The 11085-nt window shown below is 72.3% G+C and carries 11 protein-coding genes; 4 read left to right on the top strand and 7 right to left on the bottom strand.

The genetic code is table 11. From position 1 onward, the window contains the following. Nucleotides 1-12: 12 nt before the first annotated feature. From ACFQWG_RS10675 to ACFQWG_RS10665, 3 genes are read left to right on the top strand one after another with little or no spacing between them, the layout of a single operon-like run. Complete coding sequence (locus tag ACFQWG_RS10675) at nt 13-939, top strand: carbohydrate ABC transporter permease (RefSeq protein WP_380975148.1); 927 nt, start codon at nt 13-15, stop codon at nt 937-939. Next, complete coding sequence (locus ACFQWG_RS10670) at nt 929-1807, top strand: carbohydrate ABC transporter permease (RefSeq protein ID WP_380975146.1); 879 nt, start codon at nt 929-931, stop codon at nt 1805-1807. The genes ACFQWG_RS10675 and ACFQWG_RS10670 overlap by 11 nt, the downstream gene beginning before the upstream one ends. A 2-nt stretch (nt 1808-1809) precedes the next feature. After that, nucleotides 1810-3453, top strand: a complete 1644-nt coding sequence (locus ACFQWG_RS10665) for an amylo-alpha-1,6-glucosidase (RefSeq protein WP_380975144.1) — start codon at nt 1810-1812, stop codon at nt 3451-3453. A gap of 7 nt (nt 3454-3460) precedes the next feature. Here the strand turns inward: ACFQWG_RS10665 and ACFQWG_RS10660 are convergent, their stop codons facing one another. From ACFQWG_RS10660 to ACFQWG_RS10635, 6 genes are read right to left on the bottom strand one after another with little or no spacing between them, the layout of a single operon-like run. After that, entirely contained in the window at nt 3461-4084 is a 624-nt protein-coding gene (locus tag ACFQWG_RS10660; RefSeq protein ID WP_380975143.1) for a response regulator transcription factor, read from the bottom strand. Further along, on the bottom strand, nt 4081-5205 hold the full coding sequence (locus ACFQWG_RS10655; protein ID WP_380975141.1) for a sensor histidine kinase: 1125 nt from the start codon (nt 5203-5205) through the stop codon (nt 4081-4083). Before ACFQWG_RS10655 ends, ACFQWG_RS10660 begins: the two co-directional genes overlap by 4 nt. Nucleotides 5206-5232: 27 nt before the next feature. Continuing rightward, a complete protein-coding gene (locus ACFQWG_RS10650) occupies nt 5233-6024 on the bottom strand; it encodes an ABC transporter permease (protein WP_380975139.1) in 792 nt (263 codons plus the stop codon). A gap of 12 nt (nt 6025-6036) precedes the next feature. Continuing rightward, nucleotides 6037-6978 carry an ABC transporter ATP-binding protein gene (locus ACFQWG_RS10645; protein ID WP_380975137.1) on the bottom strand — a complete coding sequence of 314 codons (942 nt, stop codon included), beginning with the start codon at nt 6976-6978 and terminating at the stop codon, nt 6037-6039. A gap of 10 nt (nt 6979-6988) precedes the next feature. Further along, nucleotides 6989-7837, bottom strand: a complete 849-nt coding sequence (locus ACFQWG_RS10640) for a hypothetical protein (protein ID WP_380975135.1) — start codon at nt 7835-7837, stop codon at nt 6989-6991. Then, entirely contained in the window at nt 7834-9381 is a 1548-nt protein-coding gene (locus ACFQWG_RS10635) for a bifunctional lysylphosphatidylglycerol flippase/synthetase MprF (protein WP_380975133.1), read from the bottom strand. The genes ACFQWG_RS10640 and ACFQWG_RS10635 overlap by 4 nt, the downstream gene beginning before the upstream one ends. Before the next feature lie 191 nt (nt 9382-9572). Between ACFQWG_RS10635 and ACFQWG_RS10630 the strand changes: the two genes are divergently transcribed. Continuing rightward, a complete protein-coding gene (locus tag ACFQWG_RS10630; RefSeq protein ID WP_380976311.1) occupies nt 9573-10748 on the top strand; it encodes an alpha/beta hydrolase in 1176 nt (391 codons plus the stop codon). A gap of 15 nt (nt 10749-10763) precedes the next feature. Here ACFQWG_RS10630 and ACFQWG_RS10625 read toward each other — a convergent pair whose 3' ends face one another. Then, a complete protein-coding gene (locus ACFQWG_RS10625) occupies nt 10764-11078 on the bottom strand; it encodes a winged helix-turn-helix domain-containing protein (protein WP_380975131.1) in 315 nt (104 codons plus the stop codon). Nucleotides 11079-11085: the final 7 nt, after the last annotated feature.

Genomic DNA, 11085 nt, shown 5'->3' with positions numbered 1-11085 from the left:
GCGGGTCGAGGAATGGATGCCGCCGCATCACGCCGGGCGGAACTCCCGGCGAACGGGACACCGCGCTGGAAGGTCCGCGACCGATGGTGGGCGGCATTCTTCCTCGCCCCCCAGGGACTCGGAATCGCCCTGTTCACGGTCCTTCCCTTTGCCTTCAGCCTCGTGCTGGCCTTCTACGACTGGAACGGGCTCGGCCCGATGGAGTTCGTGGGCTTCGACAATCTCCGCGCCCAGCTCACCGATCCGCTCTTCGGGCGCGCCGTGCTCAACACGCTGCTCATCGCCCTCGTCACGGTCCCGGTCGGGTTGTTCCTCGCCATCGTCGTCTCGGTCATGCTCAACGCGCTCCGGCGCCGGACGCTCTACATGGTGATGTTCTTCGCGCCGGTGGTGACGAGCTCCGTCGCGGTCGCCCTGATCTGGCAGCAACTGCTGCGCTCCGACGGGCTGCTGTCGACCGTCGTCGCGAAGGTCTTCCACGTCGCCGCCCCGGACTGGCTCAACGACCCGCGCCTCGCGCTGCTCGCGCTGTGCGCCGTGACGATCTGGTCCTCGCTCGGGCTCAACGTGGTGATCTTCCAGGCCGGGCTCCAGAACATCAGCGCCTCCGTCGTCGAGGCGGCGGAGATCGACGGGGCGGGGAAGGTGCGCGCCTTCTTCTCCGTCATCCTTCCCATGCTCTCCCCGACGATCTTCTTCCAGTCGGTGATCGCCTTCATCTCGTCGCTGCAGACGTTCGACCTCGTGTTCGTCCTCGTCAAGAACGCGGGTCCCGACAATGCGACGAGGACGATCGTCTACCACATCTACGATCTCGGGTTCCGCAAGATGGAACTCGGGTTGTCCTCGGCCGCCTCGATCGTCCTCCTGCTGCTCTCCGCCGTCATCACGCTCGTGCAATTCGGGTTCGAGAAGAGGTTCGTCCACTATGAGAACTGAGTCCGCGCCGTCCCCGGCGGCGCTCCGGCCACGACGCCGGGGGCTGTGCCCTTCCCGACTGGTGCTCCACCTGATCCTGCTCGTGGGGGCCGTGGGGATGTTCGCCCCCTTCGTGTGGATGGTGCTCTCCTCCTTCAAGACCCTGCCGCAGCTCCTCACCCGTCCGCTGAGCCTCCTGCCCGAGCCGTGGACCGCGAGCAACTTCGCCGACGCCTGGGCCGCGCTGCCCTTCGGGCGCGCGTATCTCAACTCGATCTACATCACGGTCCTCATCGTGGCGGGCGGCATCCTCACGACGTCGATGGCGGGCTATGCCTTCGCGCGGATCCGCTTCCGCGGGAGCAAGGCGCTCTTCGCGGTCGTGCTCGTATGCCAGATGATCCCCAAGCAGGTGACGCTCGTCCCCTTCTACCTCCTGATGTCGAAGCTCGGCTGGGTCGACTCTCACCTGTCGCTCATCATCCCGGGGATGCTCGTCAACCCGTTCGGGATCTTCCTCACGCGCCAGTTCATCCTGTCGGTCCCCGCCGAGCTCGAGGAGGCCGCCATGCTGGACGGAGCCTCCCGCCCGCGCACCTTCTTCCGGGTCATCCTCCCGCTCATCCGCCCCGGACTGGGAGCCCTCGGCATCATCATCGCCATCGACGCCTGGAACAATTTCCTGATGCCCCTGATCCTGCTCAACCGCACGGAACTGTTCACGGTTCCCCTTCTGCTCTCGCAGTTCCAGGGCCAGTTCGGCGGCGTCAATTACGGGTTGATCATGGCGGCGACCAGCCTGTCGACGATCCCCATGCTCATCGCCTTCGTCATCGGGCAGCGCCAGATCATCTCCAGCCTGGCGACCTCGGGGCTGGGAGGGAGATGACGATGCCCACCGCCCTTCCCTTCGTGGATCTCGAGCGGGTGCCGTTCACCGCGCCGGGGTCGCGGTTCGTGGTGCGCAGGTCGCGGGGGCGCATCGAGATTCTCCACGTCCGCTACGAGGTCCCGATCGACCAATGCGTCGCGGCCCGCATCGACTGCGTCACCGACGGGCGGATCCGCGCTCTCGGGGGGCATCTCGAGGTCGACGCGGTGAGGATCGCGATCCTCGGCGAGGAGGTCCGTGTCCTTGGCCCGGGCTGCCGGGTCGAGTCTGCCGACGACGGGGCGCCCGATGTGCGCGTCGCCGCCGCCCCGGCGCGCACGGTGCTCTCCGGGGCGGGTGCGAGACGCTCCGAGCTGGGTGACAGCGAGTTCGTGGAGGCCGCGGACTCGGTCGTCGGCCGGTGGATGGACCGCCTGCCCGCCGTGGCCGGCGGACGCACGGAGATGGCGCGACAGTGCTGGTGGGTGCTGGGTGCGAACACGCTGGAGATCGCGGTTCCCGGGGGCGCCGCCGAGCAGGGCGCTCCGCGCCGGCGGACGGTGGTCGTCCCCTCGAAGATGGGCTATGTGGCGCTGTGGCAGTGGGACGCCTACTTCATCGCGATCGGGCTGCGCAGTGGAGCGCCCGAACTCGCCCTCGAGCAGCTCGAGACCGCATTCGGCGCGTGCGAGGACGGCCAGCTTCCGGACGTCGTCCATGACGGGGGCGTGCTCGCCTCAAGCCGGGACCTTCCTCCCGCCGACCGGGAGCGGTTGGAGGCCTCCGGGTCGCGGTCGGGCGACCACGGCGTCGTGCCCCTGACGAAGCCTCCGCTGGGAGCGTGGGCCGCCGACCGCGTGCTCGAGGCGCTGCCGGCGGATCGGCGTCGCCGGCTGATGGCCCGGTGGTTCCCGGTCCTGACCGCCAACCAGGACTGGTGGTTCCGGGTGGGGGACTCCGATGGGGACGGCGTCCCCGAGTATGCCCACCCCTACTCGTCCGGCCTCGACGACTCCCCCATCTTCGACGGGGCATTCCCGGTGGTCACCCCCGATCTGCTTGCCTACCTCGTCGTCCAGGACGAGGTACTCGCCCGGTGGGCGGATGACCTCGGGGACGCGGTACCCGGAGCGCGCCGGATCGGGGAGTCCTGTCGCGCCCGTTCGGCCTCGACCCGGCGAGCCCTGGACGGGCTCTGGGATCCGCGTCGGCAGATGTTCGAGGCGCGGGACGCCGGGGGGCCGGGCGCGTTGCCACGCACCATCGTGTCCTTGCTCGCCTGTTTCGCCGGGGGCCTTCCTGACGACAGGATGCGCGGTCTCATCGCCGACATCGAGGACGAGCATCGTTTCGCCGGCGCATGGCCGCTGGCCACCGTCTCACGGGACGAGAGGGACTTCGAGCCTCAGACCATGTGGAGGGGCCCGGTGTGGATCAACACGAACTACCTGGTGGCCGAGGGACTCGAACGCTGCGGGCATCCGCAGCGGGCGCGCCGCCTCAGGCGGGCCACCCTCGACCTCGTCGAGCGGGCGGGCGGGCCCGTCGAGTACATGGATCCCCGCACCGGGAACCGGCCCCCGGCGGCGGCGGCGAACTTCTCCTGGTCCGCCGCCCTCTATCTCGACTTGGCCGTTCGGGAGGCCGCGGAGCCTCCGCGCTGACGGCGGCTCACAGCCACCCGGCGTCCGTGGCCAGGCGGACGGCCTCCGCACGGGTGCGGGCCCCCGTCTTCGTCATCGCGGAGCTGATGTGGTTGCGCACCGTGCCCTGCCCCAGTCCGATGCCCGCCGCGATGTCCGCGATCGTGCCGCCCTCGGCCACCAGGCGCAGGACCTCGACCTCGCGGTCGGTGAGGGGGCATGCCCCATGGGTGAGCGCCTCGACCGCCAGCGTCGGATCGATGACGCGCTCGCCGCGGGAGACGCGCCGGACGGCCTCAGCCAGCTGCTCCGAGGGCGCGTCCTTGACGACGAACCCGATGGCGCCGGCGTCGAGGGCCCGCTGGACGTAGCCGGGCCGCCCGAATGTCGTGAGCATGAGGACACGCACCTCCGGGAAGCGCGCCCGCACGGCCGCGCACGCGGTGATCCCGTCCATGACGGGCATCTCGACATCCATGAGGACGACGTCCGCGGCGGGCCGTCCCGCCGCCACGGCCTCGACGGCCTCGCGTCCGTCGCCGGCCTGGGCCACGACCTCGATGTCGGGCTCCAGGTCGAGCAGGGCCGCCAGGGCTCCGCGGACCATCGCCTGGTCGTCCGCGACGACGACGCGCAGGGGGCCGACGGTCATCGGAGCCTCAGCTCCAGGGCCCAGCGCCGTCCAGCGACCGGCCCCCACGTCACGGTGCCCGGCCCGTCCTGCGCGGCGCGCGCCCGCAGCCCCTCCAGCCCCGATCCGCCGCCCGCCGTCGTCTGCGCCTTCCTCGGCGAGTAGCCGTCGTTCGTCACGCGCACGCCGTCGCCGCGGATCTCGATGTCGATGCGGGTGGGCTCCGCGTGGGCGAGCGCGTTCGTGACGCCCTCGCGGATGGTGTGGGCCACCAGGGACGAGGGCGCCCCCGGGGCAGGCTCTCCCGGCCGGGCGACGTCCAGTCGCACGCCGGCGGCGTCGAGGAGGTCGCGGGCGGCCTCGACCTCGGTCTCGGGGAGCATGGCGCGGGTCCGGGCGACCACGGCGCGGACATCGGCCAGCGCCTCGCGCGAGAGCTCGGTGAGCTCATCGATCTGGGTGCGTGCGGTCTCGGCGCGTCCGGCGTCGAGAAGGCGTCCGGCCAGATCCGCCTTCACGGTGATCCCGGTGAGGGTCTGGCCGAGGATGTCGTGCAGGTCGGAGCTGATGCGCGAGCGCTCGGCCTCGCGGGACAGGGCAAGCGCGCGGCGGTGGTCCAGGCGCTCGCGCGCCTCCCGGGCGATGCCCGAACGGACGAGAAGGCAGAAGAGCGCTGTCATGCCGACGGCGACCAGGGGGAAGATCACTTCGTTGCCGGGGGTGAGCAGTGATTCGGCGAGGGCGAGGGCCGGCGTGAGCGAGGCCCCGGGCAAGATGAGGCGGCGGGGAGCCTGGAGCACCCACGCGGCGGCGATGAACGTCACCATGTAGGCGGCGCCCGTGGAGCCCATCGCCCAGATGACCACGGCCATCGCGATCTGGAGGACGGCGAGGGCGGCGGAGGTGAGAGCGAAGGGGAGCGACACGGAGCGGCGCGCGGGCGCCACGGGGTTGATCAGCCAGGACGCCGCGTACACGAGGATCATGCCGATCGTGGCGGCCAGGAGGGCCGCGCCCAGGGGATGGCCGAGCCCGTACTCGACGGCGCCGAGGACCGGGAAGACGAAGAACACCATGAACGGGGAGGCCCACACCAGGGAGGTGGGTCCTCCGCGCTCCGGCGCCTCCGGTGACCGCGTCATGCCACGAACCTACCCGGCGGCGGCCGGTCAGCGTCCCGTGTCGCGGCGCTGGCCCCACACCGCGACCCCGGCGAACAGGAGGGTCCACGCGGCGTAGTTGGCCACCCAGGACCACCGGAAGCCGTCCCAGCCGGTGAGCGGCAGCTGGACCAGCTGGACGATCCCGTGGAAGGGCGTCCACGGGGCCGTCGACTGGAAGAAGGAGCCCATCTGCTCCAGGGGGATGAACATCCCCGACAGGAAGGAGCACAGCACCGTCACGATCGAGGTCGCCGCGAACGCGCCGTCGGAGCGCACCGCGAATCCCGCGGCCAGGCCCAGGACCGTCGGCAGGACCGCCAGCACGACCAACAGCAGGGCCGACATCGCCCACGCCGGCCCCTCCATCCGCGATCCGGTCAGGGCTCCGAAGGCGTAGGTGACGCCGATGACGACGCCCGCGGCTCCGATGCCCGCCAGGACGCGGGCCGCGATCTGGGCGGCGGGGCCCAGCGGGGTCAGCGCGAACAGGCGGGTGACGCCGGAGGTGCGTTCCAGGGAGACGTTCGCCCCGGCCGACGAGGTCGTCATGACGGCGCCGTAGAGCGCCATGTTGACCAGGACGGTCGCCGCGACGTTCGCGTGGCCCGCCCAGATGCCCGAGTAGTCCTGGTTCGCGCCGAACATCAGGTACATGAGGATGGGCAGGGCGATCGCGAAGGCCAGGGAGAAGGGGTTCGTCACCAGCTTGGCGAACGAGTACCAGGCGAGGCGGCCCGCTCCCCGCATGGGCGAGGCGGGTGCGCGTGTGGCGGGGGACGCGGCGGATGCGGCGCTCATGATGGGGTCCTCTCAGGCGGTGAGCTCGGCGAAGACGTCCTCCAGCGAGGACGGCACGATCTCCAGGTCGTGGGCGCCGGGCACGCTCAGCAGCAGCCGCGCGGCGTCGTCCAGGCCGGAGCCCTGGATGGTGACGGCTCCCGGGGGCCACTCGATGAGCCAGTCCCCGGCTCCCGGCAGCGCGCGCAGATCGCGTTCCAGGTCGGTGCGGCCCCGGGCGGCGGGGCCGTCCTCGTCGACGGAGATGCGCAGGGAGCACGAGGTGTCCAGGTGGCGGATGTCGTCCGTGGGGGCGTCGGTGAGGATGCGGCCGTCCTTGACGATGACGGTCCGCTCGGCGAAGTCCTGGGCCTCCGCCAGATAATGGGTGGCGAAGACGATCGTGCGTCCGGCGTCCGCCTGGGCGCGCATGAGGCGCCAGAACGTGCGCCGGGCCAGGGCGTCCATGCCGGCGGTGGGCTCGTCGAGGATGAGCAGGGCCGGGTCGGGCAGCAGCGCCAGGGCGAGGCGGACCCGCTGCTGCTCGCCGCCGGAGAGCTTGCCGACGCGGCGCCCGACCAGGTCGGCGAGGTCGGCCTGGGCCACGACCTGCTCAAGGGGGAGGGGGCGGGCGTGCATGCCTCGGAAGACGCGCAGGGTCTGACCCACCGTGTAGTCCGGCAGCAGGGCGCCGGTCTGGTGGACGACGCCCACCAGCGACCGGCGGATCGCCTCGCGCGGCGCCATGCCGAACAGGCGCGCGGTCCCGGCGGCCCCGTCCGCGTCCCCTCCGGCGGGATCGGGATGCTGGAGGCCCAGCGCGATGTCGATGAGGGTCGTCTTGCCGGCGCCGTTCTGGCCCAGGAGGGCGAGGACCTGTCCGGCCGGGATGGACAGGGTGACGTCGTCGACGGCACGGGTCGAGCCGAAGACCTTCGTCACGTGGAGGATCTCCAGGGCGGGGAGCGCGTTCATGGCTCCATCGTCAGGCACCGGGGTCCGCGCCGGAAGGGCCGGGTGTCGCGGGCGTCTCCATGACATCCGTCATGGTCGCGGCCGGGCTGAACGCCAGGACCACGCACGCCGCCAGCGCCACCAGGCAGGCGATCCCGGCGGCGGGCCCCCAGCCGGGGCGCGCGCGGTCGTCCAGCACGAGGACGCCGATCAGGCCGGGGACGGCGACCTCGATGACGGATCCGGCCGCCGCCACCATCCCGGCGGACCCCGATTCGAGCGCCCGCAGGTAGGCGAGGATCCCGACCGCCCCGCACACCGCGATCACGGCGGCCGCCGGCTGCCAGACGACGGACCACAGCGGCCCCGTCAGCCTCGCGGCCCGCACGCCGACCGCGGCGCCCGCGTACCCCAGGCCGCTGCACACGGCCATCGACCAGGCCGGCCCCCGCCGGTAGAGGGCGGCCGAAACGACGGCCAGCGCCGCGGCCCCTGCGAGCAGGGCGGGCAGCAGGGCGTCGGAGCGGGCGGGGTGCTCGGGCCCCGAAGCGCCGGCCAGCACCGCCAGGCACGCCACGGTCACGCAGGCCGCGCCCACGTCGCGTGCCCGGCGCTCGGCGTGGAGCACTGCCGGGGCCGCCAACACGACGACCACCACGGCTGCCGCGATGATCGTCTGGACGACGAACAACGGCAGGCGGGCCTGGGCGATCAGCGACAGCAGCGACGACGCCCCGTCCAGTGCCAGTCCGCCCAGTACCAGCGGATGGAGGAAGGCCCGAAGACCGCCCGCGGAGCGCCGCGCACCCAGGCTCTGCAGCAGGGTCGCGGTGCCGAAGCCGGCGCTCGCGCCCACGGCGGCCAGGATCGCGGCGTTCACCGCGGGGAGTCCGCGGCGGAGCGGCCGAGGAGGCGGCCGATGACGGGGAGCTCGGTGAGCCCCTCGGCGTCGGCGAGCGCCAGCGCCTGGCCGGCGACGTACTCGACGGCGTCGAGGACGACGTAGCGCGGCATCCACGAGGGGTCGAACTTGTCGTTGAATCGGCTGAGGGAGCCCATCTGGGTGGCGCGCGAGAGGCTCTGGAGGATCGGGCGGATGGCGGCCTCGAGGGCGGAGCCGGGGCCTCCGGGCTCCAGCACGTCCCGCATGACGGCGAAGTTCAGCGTGAGCGAGTGCTCGCCTCGGTCGGCCACCTGCTGGATCGTCGCCGCGATCGTCGCGTCCATGAGGCCGTTGGGCAGATCGTCGACGTCGAGTCGACGGCGCATGAGGTCCAGGGACCATCCGCGCAGGGCGCGCGCCGGGACCCATTGGCACACGGCGTCGATGCGGCCCTCCGGGCTGCGGGTCACGGACATCAGCAGGCCCCGGTCCTCGGGGTCGAAGAGACGCGACAGTGTCATCGAGTAGCCGCGTTCCGTGTCGCCGCGGCGGGACTGGCCGATCATCTCGAGGATCTCGCGGCGCGCGTCCGGGGGGAGGTCCAGGGGGTCCGCGAGCGTCGTCGTCCACCCTCCGCGGGTCACGCGGTTGACCGCCTGACGCAGCGCCTTGTGCGCGTGCCCCTCCAGGGTGAAGGTGCGGCAGTCGACGACGGCCTCGTCCCCCAGGTACACGGTGCGCAGACCGGTGGACTCGTACACCGGCAGCCAGTCCCGTGAGGCGCCGACGACGCAGAGAGAGGTGCCCAGGTCGCGGGCGTAGGCCGTCATCTCCGCCCACACGGCCTCGCGCTCCCCCTCCGGGCCGATGGGGTCGGGGGAGACCAGGCAGACTCCTCCGCGCGCCGAGTAGGCGACGACGGAGGACCCGCTGAAGAACCAGTCCTTGTCGTCTCGCAGCGCGAACCAGTCCAGGCTCCCGGCGCCGTAGCGCTCCACGATGTCTCGGGCGCGTTCGCGTCGGGTCCGGTGCTCCGAGCGCGACAGGTGCGGCGGGCGGGTCGGCGAGAACAGAGACCAGGCGACGGCCGGCAGGAAGACGACGAGCAGCACGATGTCGGCCTGGTGGAGGACGTGGTGCCAGGCGGTGTCGCGCACGAGGGCGATGAGGCCCAGCCCTCCGATCAGGACGGCGACCGCGATCAGGCCCTCGACCAGGCGCCGCCGCGGAGCCAGGGTGAGGCGCACCGGGAAGGCGTCGCGCCTCAGGACCAGCCAGACGGCGACGCCGCAGGTCAGCACGCCGACGAGGGGTTCCGATCCGTGCACGATGTGCAGGATCACGCTGAGGGTCAGCGCCGCGGAGGACAGCAGCCATGCGGTGTGATGGCCGCGGCGCAGGCCACGCGCCAGGATGACGAGGACGGTGGCCATGATCAGCAGCCCGGACCGGGCGGTGCGCGACGTGATCGCGGGGAAGAGGTCGATGGCGATCCACCGCATGCGTGGATGGGTGGCGGCGACCACGGTGAGGATGGCCACCAGGAGCATGAGGCGCGAGGCCAGCGACTGGGTCGCGCCGCGCCGGCGCTGGGTGTCCAGTGGCGAGATCGCACGTCGGGGGGAAGAATCGCGCCGGAAGGCATACTGTGCATTCTTGCACCGCCCGCGCGGGCCGGCACCGGAGAGGATCCCCGGACGCGGAGCGCCGGGGGGAGGACGCGGAGGTGGAGATGGGCGTCGCGGGAGGGCCGTCCGCCGCGGACTCGGATGTCACGTTGCCGCGCGACGTCGCCCGGGCGCTCGGCGGGGGCGGCGGCTGGATCAGCTCGTGGTGGACGGTCGCCGCGGTGCTCGGCGTCGTCGCCGGGGCCGTCGTGTGGGCGGCGCTGCGCCGCCGGCGGGGGCGGCGCGCGTGGCCGGGCGCCATGGTCGCCGTGCCCGCCGCGATCCTGGCGGCCGCCATCGGGGCGAACGCCTACGTCGGGTACATCCCGACGACGGACGCGCTGAGGGTGACACTGTCCTCGTGGGGCATCGGATCCCCGCCGACGACGGCCGCGGCGGTCCCGGGGGCCGCGCAGTCGGGGGCGGGAGGTGAGGGCGTGGGCGCGGTCTCCTCGGCGAGCGTGCCGGCGCCCGCGTCCCTGAAGATGCCTTCCGACGCGCTGACCTGGGTGTACACGCCCCCGGGGTACGACCCCGCGGGCTTGGTTCGCTACCCGGTGGTCTACCTCGTCCACGGGGAGCCCGGTCAGGCCGGGGACTGGATCGCGGCCGGGGACGCCGGGCACACGATGGACGTCCTCATCGATCAGGCGGCGGCCCAGCCCATGATCGTCGTGTCCGTGGACGTCAACGGGACGGGACCCTCGGCCGGCGACACGGAATGCCTGGACTCGACGACGGGCGGCTCCCAGGTGGAGACCTACCTCAACACGGTCGTGGTCCCCTGGGTGGACGCGCACTATGCGACCGTCGCCGACGCCTCCCACCGGGCCGTCGGCGGATTCTCCTCGGGAGGTTTCTGCGCTCTCGACCAGGGGCTTCGCCACCCGGACACGTTCGGCACGGTCCTGTCGATCGCGGGCTACACGGATCCCGGCGACGGGGGGACCGCGATGCTGGCGACCGCCGATCAACGCGCCGCCCACGCCGTGGCCGGGTATGTCTCGGGGCTGGACGGCGCCGGCCGCCACGTCTTCCTCTCCACCGGCGGGGACGAGGGCGATCAGGGCGTCCTGGCCACCCGGGCCCTCGCGGATCCCCTGCGCGCCGACGGCTTCGACGTCGCGACCCAGATCCTGCCCCACTACGGCCACACCTGGGTCTACGCCCGTGCGGCGCTCCCCTACGGCATCGTGTTCTTCTCCCAGTCCCTCACGGCCTCCGCCTCGTCCTCCGGGTGAGAGGCTGGGGGCGCCTCACGCCGGCTCCGAGCGCGGGAGCGGGTGCTCGCGCCGCGTTTCTCCTGCGGCGAGGAGGGTGAGGCGGAACCCGATCCCCCTCACGGAGAGGATCCTCAGCTCCGTCGTGACGACGAGGACGCGGCGGCGCAGCCGCTTGACGGCGGAGAGGACCATGTCCGCGTCGCCGAGGAAGGGCATCTTCCACACGGTCGCCGTGATCTCCTGGAAGGTCCAGACGCTGTTGTCGCCGCGATGCTGGTTGGCCAGCGCGCGATGGTCGTACTGAACGCCTGTGTCGACGCTCGCCACCGTGATGTCAGCGCCGGTCAAACCCGTG

It is taken from the genome of Schaalia naturae, from assembly GCF_042665795.1.
Classification (GTDB): domain Bacteria; phylum Actinomycetota; class Actinomycetes; order Actinomycetales; family Actinomycetaceae; genus Pauljensenia; species Pauljensenia naturae.
Note: the sequence above shows the minus strand (reverse complement) of the source record. Positions and strands in the feature narration are given on the sequence as shown.